Origin of the sequence: Vibrio sp. S12_S33 (assembly GCF_963889785.1) — a bacterium.
GTDB classification, from domain to species: Bacteria; Pseudomonadota; Gammaproteobacteria; order Enterobacterales; family Vibrionaceae; genus Vibrio; species Vibrio aestuarianus.
Map to the genome: position 1 here is coordinate 1 of NZ_CAWPQZ010000021.1, position 16,464 is coordinate 16,464.

Here is a 16,464-nt window from a genome sequence, read left to right on the forward strand (position 1 = left end):
ATGAATTGACTGTGTCAAAATCAAGTAAACTTGATTCTGATTGGTCACTCAGTTCATTGATAAATCTTTTTCGATTATCATCAACGAGTGCCCACACAGATTGATAGGTTTATATTGTTAAAGAGCGATCTTCGTTTGGTTGCCGTGGCTTCCTTGGAAGAGGGGGCCATTCTAGCGATATAATTTTTTGTGTCAAACACTTTTTTAAATTATTTCGTTTTACCAATTTGGCCTACTGATTGACTCGCTAGTGGGCTTGAACCCTTACTGGCTGTGCCGTGTCAGTGAGGCGGCATTATAGGGAGATAAAATATGATGGCAAGCCATTTTTAATAAAAACTGACAAAAACAGGTTGTTTGATTAAATATCCGTCGAAAGTGCACAAAAGAAGGTTTTTAGCCTTCTCTTAGTTATGATTGAATAGCAATATCTATATAAAGGCATATGCATCAGCGAACATTCGATCACTTTTGGCTTGTTTATACTGAGTAAACTGTTCTCTTGCCGAGCCTGCCATTTCAAAACGACCTGCAATATAGATATCGTAGTCTTCTAAAGACTCAAAGTCTTCACTAATTGCCTGAAGTACATTACCAACTTTACCGCTCCAAACTTCATCTGCGTTTTCAACAACAGGCACAAAATGTATGTTATCAAATTGCTGTGCAATATCCTTTAGTTCATCTTGCGCATACAACTGGCAGCTATCTTTGGCTCCCCAGTATAAATAGATAGGTGTTGTTTTATTTCGACTTATACATTGATCGAGGATTGAACGCACGTAGCTAAAACCTGTCCCCCCTGCAATCAAAAGCAGAGGTCGCTCACTTTCTTTGAGCCATGCTTCACCGTGTGGAGCATCGATACTTACAGTCCCATTGCCATTCAAAACCGCTTTCATCATTTCTACAACTTCAAATGCATAAGCATTGTGCTCTGCTGCACCAATATGCAATTCCAACTCACCATTATGGCGGCAAGGGCTACTTGCAATTGAAAATGGACGTTTATCTTTTTCACCCATTTCAACCATCAAATACTGTCCAGCTTTGAAAGTCAAAGCTGTTTCAGGATTAAGAATTATTTTATACGTATTACAAGCTAATGGTTCAATAGACTGCACTTTACATTGAATGGTCATGTTCTTCCTCTTACTTACTCAGCGAAAGTAAGTACTAAATTACTTTTTGCAAAAGCTAGGCAAGGGAATATCCAACCTTGTTGTTGCTCACTATCCGTCAACATTGGTTCAAGGTTGTATTCCACTTCACCTTCTAATTTTTTGCACATACACATAGCGCATGCGCCTATATGACAGCGGTTCGGAAAGCTGATGTTATTATTGAGTGCAGCTTCCAATATGGTTTGTCTGTCTTGAACATCGAAACTATCGCCTTTAGGCAGTAAGATCACGCTGTAGGTCATAAAATATCTAATTCATCCCACAATGAATCAATTTTACCGACAAGTTGCGCATCTTTTTTAATTGGTGTTCCCCACTCCCTCTGAACCTCATCACCTAATTTATTGGTTGCATCTAAAGCCAATTTAGAACATCGGCCTGATTGTGCTTTGAGCTGGATAGTATCGCGCGCAGGATCCATGCGAGTGGTGATAGCCCAGATTACATCATTCCAGTCACGGGCATTAACATCTTCATCACACAGCACAATAAATTTTGCGTCAGTGAACCGCCCTAAGAATGACCAAACACCTTGTAATACTGTTATAGATTGTCCTGCGCTTTGCTTCTTCATCGTGATAGTTACAAAGCGATTATCTTGAGGTGCTAACGGCAGGTAGACATCAATAATTTCTGGATGCAGTGTTTTTAACTGTTCTATATGCTCAGAGCAAATACTTGCTGTTTCCAATTCCAAAACTTCGGCGGAACTTAACGATTCTACATCCCATTTGATGGTTGCATCGAGGCCCATCTTTGAGCCTAAACCAACAACCGGAGAAGCAAAGTCTAATGAATCAATCGGAGTGTGTTCAATGAACAATGTATCTCGGACCGGCTCCATATGCTCTGTCATCGCTTGTGTTACTGAGCTCCAATCTCGGGCATTCACCGATTCATCACAAACAATCACATATTTGGTATACATAAATTGACGTAAGAATGACCATACTCCCATCATGACCCGTTTCGCATGGCCAGGATACTGTTTCTTCATTGTCACCACAGCCATTCGATACGAACAACCTTCGGGTGGTAAATAGAAGTCAACAATTTCAGGGAATTGCTTTTGGAGTATTGGTACGAAAACCTCATTAAGTGCCACGCCTAACACAGCAGGTTCATCCGGCGGGCGCCCCGTGTAAGTACTGTGATAGATTGGATTTTTACGCATCGTAATATGAGTGACGGTAAATACATGATGTTTTTCTACTTCATTATAGTAACCAGTGTGGTCACCATAAGGTCCTTCATCAGCAAATTCGTTTGGATCGATGTAGCCTTCCAGCACAATTTCAGCACTGGCAGGCACGTCTAGATCATTGCTAATTGATTTAACGACTTCGGTTTTGCTACCACGGAGCAAGCCTGCAAAAGCGTATTCAGAAAGTGTATCGGGAACGGGGGTTACCGCGCCTAAAATGGTTGCCGGATCTGCACCAAAGGCCACAGAAACTGGGAAATTTTCCCCAGGGTGAGTTTCCATCCAATCTCTTAGATCCAGAGCACCACCTCGGTGAGCAAGCCAGCGCATGATAATTTTATTTTTACCTAGCTTCTGCTGACGATAAATCCCGAGATTTTGTCTCTTCTTATTAGGCCCTTTGGTCACCGTTAAACCCCAAGTAAGGAGCGGTGCAACATCGTCAGCCCAACAACTCATCACTGGAATTTTATCTAGATCAACTTGCTCACCCTGCCAGATCACTTCTTGGCAAAATGCTTTACGCAAACGTTTAGTCGGCATATTAAGCACCTGTTTAAAAACTGGTAGCTTATCAATCGCATCCTTAAAACCTTTCGGTGGCTCCGGCTCTTTGAGATAAGCCAACAATTTACCTACTTCTCGTAGTTCTTGAACCTCTTGACGCCCCATACCAATAGCCACACGCTCTGGCGTACCGAACAGGTTGGTCAGTACGGGAAAATTGTAACCGATAGGATTTTCAAACAACAAAGCAGGACCAGCAGCACGCAAAATACGATCGCTGATCTCCGTCATTTCATAATGAGGGTCGATGGGGTGAGTTATGCGCTTCAATTGACCGATTTTTTCTAGGTGGTCAATGAACTCACGTAAATCCTTAAAACTCATAGGCCTACTGCATGGCTGGTTAAACTGCATGCAGTATACCAAAAACAAACGTGAGACGATCCCCAATTTTAATGAGGTTATTGCGAGAGCACCTGCAAAATATTATGGCTTTTTACTCGATGATTACTAGATACTAATTCTTTCAGCCAATTTGACTGCCCTTGTTCAACCAATGCACTAGCTACAAGAGATACATCATCATTGGTTGACATTTTTGCGATCAAAAACTCACGAACTAACGGTGGCATCGGCTCTATTCGCACTAACTCATCAATCGCTTGTATTTTTAAGCTTGGGTTTTCACTGGCTAGTATTATCTGACTGATGGCAAACTCGTTGCCAACACTAGCTAGACGAACCAATTCTTGTTCAAGATGGAAGTCAGCCCGCATTAGCCAGAGCAACTTATATATGTCTGGATTTTCGCTCACTTGAGCTAAACGCACCATCACTTGAGAAGATGGCAACCAACTTGTCACCGATTCAGAGGTCAATTGAGCAGCAAGATACAAAAGCGCTTCCGTTGATAAACGGTCTAATTCACGGATCAATAACGCTTCTCGTATACGCACCTGATTGGCACTGCCAGATAGCCAGGTTTTTAATATCAAATCTTTCTGCTCTACCTTGATCAAAAAATCGAGAATGGTTTGCTCTTGCTGCTGCTTTTTAATTAAGCGGTTTGCTATAGAGGGAGAATTAAAAGCAGGCGTTGAAAATTCATACCCCTCTTCTTTTTCCACTACTTGATAAGTCGGTACTATTGCTTGTTGAGATTCGACAAAGATAAGCATTTTCGGCGTTAGAGTGAGATTCAACTGCTCTATTTTCTGCAATAAAAGAAAACGCACAGCTTCTTGCTGCGGTAATGCTAAACGCTGTAACGCAAAATTCAGAGAATCAACTTCATCAAGCATCACATACTGCAGTAATTCCGCTGTTTTATTGCGAATTGACTCTTCTTGTAGCCATTGTTGGGCATTAGCTGACGGCATTTCAATTGCCAACGCTGTGGGCGTCGCCTGCAACAAAACAGCCGAAAGGAGAAGTGACGACAACATTCCTTGTTGCATGTTAACCTCCTTGTAACATTTCATCCATTGTGAAAGGTTATTGAGGATAATGCAAATAAAAACACCACCTAAGTAGGTGGCGTTCGCAAAGTATAACTTAGCTGTCGTTATTGACGACGCATTGCATCAAAAAACTCATCGTTAGTTTTCGTCATTGCAAGCTTATCAATAAGGAATTCCATCGCATCCGACTCACCCATAGGATGAACGATCTTACGTAGAATCCACATTTTTTGCAGTTCATCGGTCTTAGTTAACAACTCTTCACGACGAGTACCACTGCGGTTGAAATCAATCGCTGGGAATACACGTTTTTCTGCAATCTTACGGTTAAGGTGCAGTTCCATGTTACCTGTACCTTTAAACTCTTCGTAGATAACTTCATCCATTTTAGAGCCTGTATCCACAAGTGCAGTCGCGATAATGGTTAAACTACCACCCTCTTCGACATTACGAGCGGCACCGAAGAAACGTTTAGGACGATGCAGTGCGTTAGCGTCGACACCACCAGTCAATACCTTACCAGATGAAGGAACAACAGTGTTGTAAGCACGAGCTAAGCGGGTAATTGAGTCAAGCAAGATAACAACGTCTTTCTTATGCTCAACCAGACGCTTCGCTTTTTCAATTACCATTTCAGCAACTTGAACGTGGCGGGAAGCAGGTTCATCAAACGTCGATGCAATCACTTCACCTTTTACCAAACGTTGCATTTCAGTAACTTCTTCAGGGCGTTCATCGATAAGCAGCACCATCAACTCACATTCTGGGTGGTTGTTAGCAATACTTTGTGCAATGTTCTGTAACAACATGGTTTTACCCGCTTTTGGCGGAGCAACAATCAAACCACGCTGACCTTTACCGATAGGTGAAGCAAGATCGAGAACACGTGCGGTAATATCTTCTGTCGAACCATTACCACGCTCCATGATCATACGCTCGTTAGCGTGAAGAGGTGTTAAGTTCTCGAATAAGATTTTATTACGTGCGTTATCAGGCTTATCACGGTTAACCGTGTTAACTTTCAGCAAAGCAAAGTAACGCTCACCTTCTTTGGGTGGACGGATTTTACCCGCTACTGAGTCACCAGTGCGTAAGTTGAAACGACGAATTTGGCTTGGTGATACGTAAATATCGTCAGGACCAGCTAGGTATGAGCTGTCGGCACTGCGAAGAAAACCAAAACCGTCTTGAAGAATTTCCAAGACCCCGTCGCCAAATATGTCTTCACCACTTTTTGCGTGCGCTTTTAGGATGGAGAAGATAATGTCTTGTTTTCTTAGACGCGCTAGGTTTTCGAGGCCTAGGCTCTCACCAAGTTTCACAAGATCAGACACTGGTCTGTTCTTCAATTCTGTTAGATTCATTGTGGTGGATACTTGTTTAGTCAAAATAGGATCTATTTTCTAGTTAAGATGGATTTTGGTCTCAGGGTCGACCAAGAAGTGAACACTTGTCTAATTAACGTGCGATAAACTAGCACTAAATACTAGCCTAGTCTAGAGTTTGTTTAATTTCAAAAAACAAAGCCGTACATCAAAAATGTACGGCCTTATGATACCAGTTATAGGTTAGCGTCCAAAAACTCTTTTAACTGAGTTTTTGATAACGCGCCTACTTTCGTTGCTGCAACACTACCATTTTTAAACAGCAATAGCGTTGGGATGCCACGAATACCAAACTTAGGTGGAGTACCTGCGTTGTGGTCGATATTTAATTTACCGATAGTCAGTTTGCCTTCGTACTCTTCTGCAATTTCATCCAGAATTGGGGCAATCATCTTACAAGGACCACACCATTCTGCCCAAAAATCAACAAGAACTGGGCCTGCAGCTTTGATTACATCGTTCTCAAAACCTTCATCCGTAAGCTGCAAAATCTTATCGCTCATCTTCCACTCCAATGTGTTTTTCTGAACTGGTTGTAAGCTAACCAGTAAATAGATGCTCTATTGGAATGTATTTACTTTCGTATTGCAAGCTTAAGCTGATATTCTATAGCAATGAAAAAGACGCATATCACAGAGCAAAAGTTCGCCGATTTGGGATTAAACCCTCAAGTTGTTGAAGGATTGGAGAAAAAAGGGTTCGATTATTGTACCCCGATCCAAGCCTTGGCGTTGCCGGTACTGCTCACCGGCCAAGACATTGCAGGCCAGGCCCAAACTGGGACTGGTAAAACGCTTGCGTTTCTTACTGCTACTTTTAACCATTTGCTTACCACCCCTGAACATGAGGGACGTAAACCGACTCAGCCTCGTGCCATTATCATGGCTCCTACGCGTGAGCTAGCGATCCAGATTTACAATGATGCAGAACCACTGATTGCTAGCACTGGCATTAAAGCCGCGTTAGCGTATGGCGGTGAAAGCTATGATAAACAGTTAACCAAGTTACAAGGTGGTGTGGATGTATTGATCGGTACCACTGGCCGTATCATTGATTTCTACAAGCAGCACGTATTTAACTTAAACAACATTCAAGCAGTTGTACTTGATGAAGCCGATCGCATGTTCGACCTCGGTTTTATTAAAGATATTCGTTTCTTGTTCCGCCGTATGCCAGAACCAAAAGATCGTTTGAACATGCTTTTCTCAGCAACCTTGTCATATCGTGTGCAAGAGTTAGCTTTTGAACACATGAACAACCCAGAGCACGTGGTAGTAGAGCCTGAGCAAAAAACAGGTCATCGTATTCAAGAAGAGCTTTTCTACCCTTCTAATGAACACAAGATGGCATTATTACAGACCATTATCGAAGAAGATTGGCCAGAGCGCGCCATTATTTTTGCTAATACTAAATACCGTTGTGATTCAATCTGGGGACACTTAGCTGCAGATGGTCACCGTGTAGGTTTGCTAACGGGTGATGTTCCACAGAAAAAACGTGAAAAAATCCTTGAGCAATTCACAACTGGTGAAGTTGATATTCTCGTCGCAACAGATGTCGCCGCTCGTGGTTTGCATATTCCACAAGTAACTCACGTATTTAACTATGATTTACCCGACGATTGCGAAGATTACGTTCACCGCATTGGCCGTACCGGTCGAGCAGGAGCAAGTGGTCATTCCATCAGTTTTGCATGTGAAGAATATGCCATTAACTTAACGGCGATTGAAGAATACACCGGACACGCGATTCCTGTATCCGACTACGATGCTTCAGCTCTCATTGAAGACCTTCCAGCACCAATACGTATGCGTAGTCGCAACCCGCAACAACGTCGTACCAATAATAACGGTCCTCGTTCTGGCAATAATCGCAAGCCGCAAAACCGTCGACCACGTCAACCGCATCAGAATAAGAGTTCTTAATTCATTTATGAGCAAAGCCGCCTCTTCTCCACTCTATGCTGCCATCGACCTTGGGTCGAACAGTTTTCATATGCTCATTGTGCGTCATATCAATGGTAGTGTGCAGACCATGGCCAAAATAAAGCGTAAGGTTCGCTTAGCTGCTGGGTTAAACGATAACAACCAACTCAACCATGAAGCCATGCAAAGCGGATGGGACTGCTTAAGCTTATTTGCGGAACGACTGCAAGACATACCCGCCAGCAATATTCGTATTGTTGGTACTGCCACACTACGCACTGCGACTAACGTTGATTTGTTCTTAACCAAAGCCAATAGCATCTTAGGCCATCGAATTAACGTTATCTCTGGTGAAGAAGAAGCTGCCACTATCTACAAAGGAGTAGCTCATACTTCTGGTGGCTTAGGACGTCGCTTAGTGGTCGATATTGGTGGTGCCAGTACCGAACTCATTATTGGTGAAGGTTTTGAAGCCAAAGCCCTAACCAGTCTAAAAATGGGTTGTGTAACTTGGCTTGAACGTCATTTTAAAGATCGACAGCTCAACGTCACCAATTTCAATCAAGCGATTGAAGCTGCCAAGCAAACTCTAGAACCAATTCTTGATCAATACTCTCAGTTGGGATGGGATGTTTGTGTCGGTGCCAGCGGCACAGTACAAGCACTACAAGAAATTATGTTAGCGCAAGGTATGGATGAGGTGATCACTCATGCCAAGCTCAAACGCTTGCAAAAACAAGCGATGTTGGCCGACCATTTAGAAGAGCTAGAGATCGAAGGCTTAACCCTAGAGAGAGCGTTAGTTTTCCCAAGTGGTCTTTCCATTTTGATTGCTATCTTTGAGTTACTCAACATTGAGTCAATGACTTTAGCTGGAGGCGCACTACGCGAAGGCTTAGTTTATGAGATGGTCGACGAATTACGCCAAGACGATATTCGAGCTCGTACGATTAACAGTGTGCAAGCTCGATATCAAATTGATACTGAATACGCCCAGCAAGTTTCTAAACTGACGTTATCACTACTGCAACAGTGTGGTGGTGAAGATTGGGTTGCGGAACCACAAGCTGCAATGCTGCTATCAACGGCAGCACAATTACATGAAATCGGCTTAGCGATCGATTTCAAAAAAGGGGGCGAACACAGCGCCTACCTACTACAAAACCTCGATCTACCCGGTTATACGCGAGCACAAAAGCACTTTTTAGCTGAAGTGGTGCGCCGTTATCGTGAACAGCTTTATTCATTGCCAGAACAACACGCGCTGTCTGCAAACAGTGGTAAACGAGTTTTACGTCTACTACGCCTTGCTGTATTACTTAGCCATCGCCGAAATAGTCAGTTAGAGCCGACCTTCACGCTTCATGCGCAAGACGATCAGCTCACACTCACTTTGCAAGCAAGTTGGTTAAAAGCCAATCCTCTTACTGCAGCAGAATTAGAGATAGAGGCTAACCGTCAAACCGATATTGGTTGGCCGCTAGCTATCGAAAATAGCTAAAACAATATCAATAAAAAAGCCCGAGCACTCACCATACTCGGGCTTTTTATATTTGGCACTATTTATAGAGAAACTTATTGCGCTTTCATACCAACTGTACGAAAACCAGAGTTCACTGCCGTCAGCTTCTTAATTAAATAATTAAGTAATACGCCGTACATAGGTACAAATAAACCTAAACTAATCACTAGTTTAAAACCGTAATCAACCAACGCGATTTCAGTCCAATGTTCGGCCATAAATGGATCAGGGCTTTGGTAAAATGCAATAGCAAAAAAGGCGATGGTATCGAGAGCATTACCAAATAGCGTCGAACAGGTCGGTGCCACCCACCACTGCTTCATTTGGCGTAAGCGGTTAAAGACATGAACATCCATAATTTGTCCAAGCAAGTAAGCCATAAAGCTCGCAATCGCAATCCGCGCGACAAACAGGTTAAATTCCTGTAAGTGAGCCACTCCTTGATATTGACCTTCAAAGAACACCACCGACAAAAAGTACGACACAGCCAGTGCCGGTAACATCACTAAGAAGATAATCTTACGGGCCAATGGCGCACCAAAAATGCGCACGGTTAAGTCTGTCGCTAGAAAAATAAACGGAAATGTAAATGCCCCCCAGGTCGTATGGAAACCAAACACCGTAAAGGGTAATTGAACAAGGTAGTTGCTTGAAGCAATAATGATCAAATGAAACAGCACCAATAGTGCCAAAGCTTTGCGCTGCTGCGCAGGGGTAAAGTTATTCATACTGTACCTTTTTAGTTTGTTTTGGGGGCGAGGGAACCCAAATTGAAGAAAAATCTTCTGTGAATAAATGGTATGGCCAAGCATGAAAACTCAGCGGGCGGCGATTATACATTAATCAATTTACGCTGCAAGTGACTCCAAAAAAGCAAACGTTTAAGCTAATAAACTTTCTTTACGCTATTTTTATAGTTGGTAGCATTTTCCTTTATCACTTATGATCAAGCTTTCTCTTGTGAAGATCTGAAAGATCATGCTACTCTTCGCCTCCATTTTTTCTGGCCTAATTTTCCATCAAACTTGATGTGACTGTCGTGGTCAGTGTTATCTTTTATAATGTTGATAGACATATTATCAACATTCAATCCAAACCTTAAAGTGGAACAGAACTGATGGGCAAAGGTACTCTTTATATCGTCTCTGCACCGAGTGGCGCAGGCAAATCTAGCTTGATCTCTGCAATGTTGGAAACCAACCCAGCTTATGCAATGAAAGTGTCTGTTTCCCATACTACTCGCAGCATGCGTCCTGGCGAACAAGATGGCGTACACTATCACTTTGTTCAAAAAGAGCAGTTTAAAACACTCATTGCCCAGGGTGAATTTTTAGAGCATGCGGAAGTGTTTGGTAACTACTACGGTACTTCTCGTATTTGGATTGAAAATAACTTAGATAAAGGAATTGATGTGTTCTTGGATATTGACTGGCAAGGTGCCCGTCAAATTCGAGAGCAGATGCCACTTGCAAAAAGCGTGTTCATTTTGCCGCCATCAAACGGTGAATTAGAGCGTCGCCTTAACACTCGTGGTCAAGACAGCGAAGCGGTTATCGCCAAGCGCATGGCTGAAGCAAAATCTGAAATTTCTCATTATGATGAATACGATTATTTGATCATTAACGATGATTTCGACACTGCCCTGATTGATTTTAAAGCCATCATTCGAGCAGAAAGATTGAAGCAAGACAAGCAAGCTGCTAAATATAACGGCATGCTTAAAGCACTATTGGCTGAATAACCTCAGCCACAAACTGATATAGAGCAGTCTAATTGCTAGAATCTAGTATCGTTAGACTGTATACTTTCTCGTCATTCAAAAATTTAGTTAACTATTTGGAGTTCTCATGGCACGCGTAACTGTTCAAGACGCTGTTGAAAAAGTTGGCAACCGTTTCGACCTAGTTCTGATTGCGGCTCGCCGCGCACGTCAAATGCAAACTGGCGGTAAAGATTCACTTGTGCCAGAAGAGAACGATAAGACGACAGTTATCGCTCTTCGCGAAATTGAAGAAGGTCTTATCACGAAAGATGTACTTGATGCACGTGAGCGTCAAGAGCAACAAGAGCAAGAAGCAGCAGAATTGGCCGCAGTAAGCAGCATCGCTCACAACCGTTAATTCTGACATTCAAATTCAACAACCTTCCGGGCCTATAATTTGTACCTATTTGATAGCCTTAAAGACGTTGTACAAGAATATCTAACAGAGCCTCAAGTTGAGGCTCTGCGTCAATCTTATGTTGTCGCACGTGAGGCTCATGAAGGGCAGACACGTTCCAGCGGCGAGCCTTATATCATTCACCCTGTTGCTGTTTCTCGTATCTTGGCCGAAATGCGTCTAGATTTAGAAACGCTTCAAGCGGCATTGCTACATGATGTCATTGAAGATTGCGACGTCACCAAAGACGATCTCGAAAATCAATTTGGCCATGCCGTGGCAGAACTGGTGGATGGCGTTTCCAAGCTCGACAAACTTAAATTCCGTGACCGCAAAGAAGCACAAGCTGAGAACTTTCGTAAGATGGTGCTCGCAATGGTGCAAGATATTCGCGTTATTCTTATCAAACTTGCTGATCGCACACATAACATGCGCACTCTGGGCGCTCTGCGACCTGATAAAAAACGTCGTATTGCCCGCGAAACGCTAGAGATTTACGCCCCACTTGCTCATCGTTTGGGTATCCATAACATCAAGACTGAACTCGAAGAGCTTGGCTTTGAAGCTCTGTATCCCAATCGCTATCGTGTTCTAAAAGAAGTGGTAAAGTCAGCGCGTGGTAATCGAAAAGAAATGATCCAGCGTATCCATAGTGAAATTGAAGGCCGTCTGCAAGACGTTAACCTGCAAGTTCGCGTGGTTGGCCGTGAAAAAAACCTGTTCTCTATCTACAACAAGATGAAAACCAAAGAGCAGCGCTTTCATACCATCATGGATATCTACGCATTTCGAGTCATCGTTGATAGTGCCGATACATGCTATCGTGTGTTAGGACAAGTACACAGCCTTTACAAGCCTCGTCCAGGTCGTATGAAGGATTATATTGCCGTACCAAAAGCGAATGGCTATCAATCACTTCATACTTCAATGGTTGGCCCTCACGGTGTGCCTGTTGAAGTCCAAATCCGAACGGAAGATATGGATCAAATGGCGGACAAAGGGGTTGCGGCGCATTGGTCTTATAAAGGCAATGCTGACCGCACTGGTACCACTGCGCAAATCAAAGCGCAGCGTTGGATGCAAAGCCTACTTGAGCTTCAACAAAGTGCTGGTAACTCATTTGAATTTATTGAAAACGTAAAATCTGATCTCTTCCCTGATGAGATTTATGTCTTTACTCCAAAAGGTCGCATTGTTGAACTACCTGTCGGTGCAACCGCCGTTGATTTTGCTTACGCAGTTCATACCGACGTTGGCAATACTTGTGTTGGTACACGTGTAGATCGCAACCCATACCCACTGAGCAAAGCCCTAAAAAATGGCCAAACAATAGAAATCATCAGTGCACCTGGTGCTCGTCCTAACGCTGCTTGGCTTAACTACGTAGTAACCTCTCGTGCACGTACGAAGATCCGTCAAGTACTCAAAACGATGCGTCGCGAAGAATCAATCACTCTCGGCCGCCGTTTACTAAACCATGCGTTAGGCGATCTCTCACTGAGTGATATCAATGAGAGCAATATCAAACACGTATTAGGCGAACTAAAAATTGCCTCCGTCGATGATCTCCTTGCTGCCATTGGTTTGGGAGAACTGATGAGCATTGTCATTGCGCGCCGCTTATTGGGCGATGCTGATGAACTGACCGAAGTGCAAAGCAGTGATGGAAAGCCGAGGAAAAAACTACCAATCCGTGGCGCTGAAGGAATTTTGCTGACCTTTGCGAACTGCTGTCACCCTATTCCAGATGATCACATCATTGCTCATGTCTCTCCGGGACGTGGTTTAGTCGTGCACCGTGAAACTTGTCCAAATGTCCGTGGCTATCAACGAGAACCGGACAAATACATGGCAGTGGAATGGTCGAAAGATTATGACCAAGAGTTCATTACCGAGCTTAAAGTGGATATGCAAAACCACCAAGGTGCTTTAGCGGCATTGACCAATGTGATCTCAAAAACGGGATCAAACATTCATGGTCTATCAACAGAAGAGCGTGATGGTCGTTTGTATACGGTAACGGTACTACTGACCACAAAAGATCGCATTCACTTGGCTGGCATTATGAAGAAAATTCGCGTGATGCCTCATGCACTCAAAGTGCGACGTAGAAAGAACTAAAGATCAAAACGTGCCCTTGATGCTGATGCTCAAGGGCATTTTTATTTCCATACAAGCTAAATTTTTTATGAATATCGAACGATACCAACGAATCCAACAAGTATTAAAAGCTCGTCAACCAGACCTCACCCTATGCCTAGAGGAAGTTCACAAACCCAACAATGTGTCAGCGGTTATCCGCACCGCGGATGCAACTGGCATACATAAAATACATGCCGTGTGGCCAGATAAAAAAATGCGCACTCTAACCCATACTTCAGCGGGGGCAAGAAACTGGGTCGAGGTCGATACCCATGACACCATCGGCGATGCGGTAAGTGAATTAAAAAACCAAGGCATGCAGGTATTAGTGACGCATTTATCAGATAGCGCTGTGGATTTTAGAGAGATTGATTACACCAAACCGACCGCCATCATTTTAGGCGGTGAAAAAAATGGGATCACTCAACAAGCGTTAGATCTCGCAGACCAAGACATCATCATTCCCATGGTAGGTATGGTGCAATCACTCAATGTTTCTGTCGCCAGTGCTTTGATTCTGTATGAAGCACAGCGTCAACGCCAAGCGGCAGGCATGTATGACCGAGAAAAGAGTCTCCTACCGAGGCAAACCATTCAACGCATTATTTTTGAACGTGGTCATCCAGTCTTAGCCAAAGTGGCCAAACGTAAGGGGTTACCCTACCCCGAATTAGACCATGTAGGACAAATTGTGGCGGATGAAGCTTGGTGGCAGGCGATGCAAAGCAAGTAACCTCAACTCACCTTATTTTATCCTGTACAAAAAAACAGTTAGATGATTGAATAACAACAAAATGAACTGTTAACGAGCCACTTTATGTCACAGCTACTTTCTGCAATTCCTTTAACCTCACTCTCTGGAGTGGGGGCAAAAGTGGCTGAGAAGCTCAGTAAAATTGGCTTGAATAACGTTCAAGACCTGCTGTTTCATCTTCCTTTACGCTACGAAGACCGAACTCGTATCTACCCAATAGCCAAACTTCACCCTGGGCTTTGGGCTGCTGTACAAGGTAAAGTGATGACCGTTGATACGGTATTTGGTAAACGTAAAATGCTGACGGTTAAAATCAGCGATGGCAATGGTACGATCACACTGCGTTTTTTTAATTTCACAGCAGGAATGAAAAATAACTTTTCGGAAGGTAAGCTAGTACACGCTTACGGCGAAATAAAGCGCGGTGGTTTTGGATTAGAAATTGTCCACCCTGATTACAAATTCCATATCCCACAGCAACAACCAGATATTGAAGCCAGCTTAACACCGGTTTACCCAACCACCGATGGTCTGCGCCAATTGACGCTGCGCACCCTAACAGATCAAGCTCTCGATTTACTCGATAAAGCCGCAGTGCAAGAGTTACTGCCTTCCGGTTTATACGATCACCAATTAACGCTAGCCCAAGCGCTGCACATCATCCATCGCCCACCAACTGACATCAATCTCGAACTGTTTGATGAAGGTAAACACCCGGCACAAATTCGCTTAATCATCGAAGAATTACTTGCGCAGAATCTTTCGATGTTGGCAGTTCGTAGCCAAGGGCAACAAGATATTGCACTGCCACTGACAGAATCTGCAAACCTCAAACAGCAGCTACTTAAACAACTGCCTTTTTCGCCAACCAATGCTCAGACACGTGTGGTGCAAGAGATCGAAGCTGACCTTGCCAAACCACACCCGATGATGCGCTTGGTTCAAGGTGATGTTGGTTCCGGTAAAACATTAGTGGCAGCGTTGGCCGCTCTACGCGCGATAGAACATGGATATCAGGTTGCGTTAATGGCCCCCACCGAATTACTGGCCGAGCAACATGCGATCAATTTTGCCAACTGGTTTGAAAATATGGGCATTACTGTTGGCTGGCTGGCGGGTAAACTAAAAGGAAAAGCCAAAGAAACTGAACTTGCGCGTATTGCTAGCGGCGAGGCAAAAATGGTAGTAGGTACTCACGCACTGTTCCAAGAACATGTGCAATTCCACCATTTGGCTCTGGTGATCATTGATGAACAACATCGCTTTGGTGTCCACCAGCGTTTGGAACTGCGAGAAAAAGGAGCCAAACAAGGGGCTTATCCGCATCAGCTAATTATGACGGCCACACCGATTCCACGCACACTGGCCATGACCGCCTATGCTGACTTAGAAACCTCAGTGATTGATGAACTGCCACCGGGGCGAACCCCCATTCAAACGGTCGCCATTCCTGATACCAAACGTGATGACATCGTCGAACGAGTGCGTAACGCCTGCCTCAATGAAGGAAAACAAGCCTATTGGGTTTGTACCTTAATTGATGAATCAGAAGTATTAGAAGCACAAGCTGCGGCAGATACCGCTGAAGAACTGCAACGAACACTGCCCGATGTCAAAATTGGCTTAGTGCATGGCAGAATGAAGCCAGCTGAAAAACAGGCGGTGATGAAAGCGTTCAAAGATAACGAGCTACACTTACTGGTCGCGACCACGGTCATTGAGGTTGGAGTGGACGTTCCCAATTCGAGTTTAATGATCATTGAGAACCCAGAACGCTTAGGTTTAGCTCAACTTCATCAATTACGTGGACGCGTTGGACGCGGTTCCGTCGCCAGCCATTGTGTATTGCTTTACCACGCCCCACTCTCTAAAACGGCACAAAAAAGACTCGCGGTATTGCGCGAAAGCAATGATGGTTTTGTGATTGCCCAGCGTGATTTAGAAATCCGTGGCCCGGGCGAATTACTCGGCACCAAGCAAACTGGTTTGGCTGATTTTAAAATTGCCGATTTAATCCGCGATCAACGCTTAATACCTGAAGTACAACGTATTGCGCGTTATTTACACGACCACTATCCAAGTAACGCCACCGCGATTATTGAACGCTGGCTCGGTGATAAAGACGTTTACGCTAAAGCTTAGTACGTGACTCCTTTGCATATTAATTTGGCACCCCACCAGAAGCAAACGTTTGCTTTTCACAATAAAGCCTCTATAATTTC

General features: G+C 43.8%; 13 protein-coding genes and 2 pseudogenes. 7 read left to right on the forward strand and 8 right to left on the reverse strand.

Translation table 11 applies throughout. The annotated features are described in order from the left end of the window. Positions 1-431: 431 nt before the first annotated feature. The 7 genes and pseudogenes from fre to trxA form a co-directional block, all read right to left on the reverse strand. A complete protein-coding gene (gene fre / locus AACW06_RS11080) occupies positions 432-1,142 on the reverse strand; it encodes an NAD(P)H-flavin reductase (protein ID WP_192075097.1) in 711 nt (236 codons plus the stop codon). A 14-nt stretch (positions 1,143-1,156) separates the two neighbouring features. Then, positions 1,157-1,426 carry a 2Fe-2S iron-sulfur cluster-binding protein gene (locus tag AACW06_RS11085; RefSeq protein WP_192075098.1) on the reverse strand — a complete coding sequence of 90 codons (270 nt, stop codon included), beginning with the start codon at positions 1,424-1,426 and terminating at the stop codon, positions 1,157-1,159. After that, positions 1,423-1,836, reverse strand: a pseudogene (locus AACW06_RS21000) (4-hydroxy-3-polyprenylbenzoate decarboxylase); the annotation flags it as partial. The gene AACW06_RS11085 and the pseudogene AACW06_RS21000, both read right to left, overlap by 4 nt. A gap of 65 nt (positions 1,837-1,901) precedes the next feature. Then, positions 1,902-3,279: pseudogene (gene ubiD, locus AACW06_RS11090) on the reverse strand (4-hydroxy-3-polyprenylbenzoate decarboxylase); the annotation flags it as partial. Positions 3,280-3,356: 77 nt separating this feature from the next. Next, positions 3,357-4,352 carry a hypothetical protein gene (locus tag AACW06_RS11095; protein WP_192075100.1) on the reverse strand — a complete coding sequence of 332 codons (996 nt, stop codon included), beginning with the start codon at positions 4,350-4,352 and terminating at the stop codon, positions 3,357-3,359. Positions 4,353-4,459: 107 nt separating this feature from the next. Next, the gene (gene rho / locus AACW06_RS11100) at positions 4,460-5,719 is read right to left on the reverse strand and encodes a transcription termination factor Rho (protein ID WP_053312212.1); all 1,260 of its coding nucleotides are present in this window, start codon (positions 5,717-5,719) and stop codon (positions 4,460-4,462) included. A gap of 197 nt (positions 5,720-5,916) precedes the next feature. Then, positions 5,917-6,243, reverse strand: coding sequence for a thioredoxin TrxA (trxA, locus tag AACW06_RS11105; protein ID WP_053312213.1), 327 nt, complete (start codon positions 6,241-6,243; stop codon positions 5,917-5,919). A gap of 111 nt (positions 6,244-6,354) precedes the next feature. On the opposite strand from trxA, the gene rhlB reads away from it, so the two are divergent. Continuing rightward, positions 6,355-7,665 carry an ATP-dependent RNA helicase RhlB gene (gene rhlB / locus AACW06_RS11110; RefSeq protein ID WP_171981284.1) on the forward strand — a complete coding sequence of 437 codons (1,311 nt, stop codon included), beginning with the start codon at positions 6,355-6,357 and terminating at the stop codon, positions 7,663-7,665. Between the two features lie 7 nt (positions 7,666-7,672). Further along, a complete protein-coding gene (gene gppA / locus AACW06_RS11115; RefSeq protein WP_192075101.1) occupies positions 7,673-9,166 on the forward strand; it encodes a guanosine-5'-triphosphate,3'-diphosphate diphosphatase in 1,494 nt (497 codons plus the stop codon). Positions 9,167-9,240: 74 nt separating this feature from the next. Here gppA and AACW06_RS11120 read toward each other — a convergent pair whose 3' ends face one another. Next, the gene (locus tag AACW06_RS11120; RefSeq protein ID WP_192075102.1) at positions 9,241-9,915 is read right to left on the reverse strand and encodes a 7-cyano-7-deazaguanine/7-aminomethyl-7-deazaguanine transporter; all 675 of its coding nucleotides are present in this window, start codon (positions 9,913-9,915) and stop codon (positions 9,241-9,243) included. A 389-nt stretch (positions 9,916-10,304) separates the two neighbouring features. Between AACW06_RS11120 and gmk the strand changes: the two genes are divergently transcribed. The 5 genes from gmk (at position 10,305) to recG (ending at position 16,384) form a co-directional block, all read left to right on the forward strand. Next, positions 10,305-10,928: a guanylate kinase gene (gmk, locus tag AACW06_RS11125; RefSeq protein ID WP_192075103.1), complete on the forward strand. Its 624-nt coding sequence runs from the start codon at positions 10,305-10,307 to the stop codon at positions 10,926-10,928. Positions 10,929-11,034: 106 nt separating this feature from the next. Next, a complete protein-coding gene (rpoZ, locus tag AACW06_RS11130) occupies positions 11,035-11,307 on the forward strand; it encodes a DNA-directed RNA polymerase subunit omega (RefSeq protein WP_053312218.1) in 273 nt (90 codons plus the stop codon). 39 nt (positions 11,308-11,346) lie between these two features. After that, a complete protein-coding gene (gene spoT, locus AACW06_RS11135; protein ID WP_192075104.1) occupies positions 11,347-13,467 on the forward strand; it encodes a bifunctional GTP diphosphokinase/guanosine-3',5'-bis pyrophosphate 3'-pyrophosphohydrolase in 2,121 nt (706 codons plus the stop codon). A 67-nt stretch (positions 13,468-13,534) separates the two neighbouring features. After that, the gene (gene trmH, locus AACW06_RS11140) at positions 13,535-14,221 is read left to right on the forward strand and encodes a tRNA (guanosine(18)-2'-O)-methyltransferase TrmH (protein ID WP_192075105.1); all 687 of its coding nucleotides are present in this window, start codon (positions 13,535-13,537) and stop codon (positions 14,219-14,221) included. Positions 14,222-14,305: 84 nt separating this feature from the next. Beyond that, on the forward strand, positions 14,306-16,384 hold the full coding sequence (gene recG / locus AACW06_RS11145) for an ATP-dependent DNA helicase RecG (protein WP_192075106.1): 2,079 nt from the start codon (positions 14,306-14,308) through the stop codon (positions 16,382-16,384). Positions 16,385-16,464: the final 80 nt, after the last annotated feature.

What these genes read in the sequence shown, in the direction of transcription:
- fre (WP_192075097.1), bottom strand. Translation starts at nt 1,142, where the DNA reads ATGACCATTCAATGTAAAGTGCAGTCTATTGAACCATTAGCTTGTAAT.
- AACW06_RS11085 (WP_192075098.1), bottom strand. Translation starts at nt 1,426, where the DNA reads ATGACCTACAGCGTGATCTTACTGCCTAAAGGCGATAGTTTCGATGTT.
- AACW06_RS11095 (WP_192075100.1), bottom strand. Translation starts at nt 4,352, where the DNA reads ATGCAACAAGGAATGTTGTCGTCACTTCTCCTTTCGGCTGTTTTGTTG.
- rho (WP_053312212.1), bottom strand. Translation starts at nt 5,719, where the DNA reads ATGAATCTAACAGAATTGAAGAACAGACCAGTGTCTGATCTTGTGAAA.
- trxA (WP_053312213.1), bottom strand. Translation starts at nt 6,243, where the DNA reads ATGAGCGATAAGATTTTGCAGCTTACGGATGAAGGTTTTGAGAACGAT.
- rhlB (WP_171981284.1), top strand. Translation starts at nt 6,355, where the DNA reads ATGAAAAAGACGCATATCACAGAGCAAAAGTTCGCCGATTTGGGATTA.
- gppA (WP_192075101.1), top strand. Translation starts at nt 7,673, where the DNA reads ATGAGCAAAGCCGCCTCTTCTCCACTCTATGCTGCCATCGACCTTGGG.
- AACW06_RS11120 (WP_192075102.1), bottom strand. Translation starts at nt 9,915, where the DNA reads ATGAATAACTTTACCCCTGCGCAGCAGCGCAAAGCTTTGGCACTATTG.
- gmk (WP_192075103.1), top strand. Translation starts at nt 10,305, where the DNA reads ATGGGCAAAGGTACTCTTTATATCGTCTCTGCACCGAGTGGCGCAGGC.
- rpoZ (WP_053312218.1), top strand. Translation starts at nt 11,035, where the DNA reads ATGGCACGCGTAACTGTTCAAGACGCTGTTGAAAAAGTTGGCAACCGT.
- trmH (WP_192075105.1), top strand. Translation starts at nt 13,535, where the DNA reads ATGAATATCGAACGATACCAACGAATCCAACAAGTATTAAAAGCTCGT.
- recG (WP_192075106.1), top strand. Translation starts at nt 14,306, where the DNA reads ATGTCACAGCTACTTTCTGCAATTCCTTTAACCTCACTCTCTGGAGTG.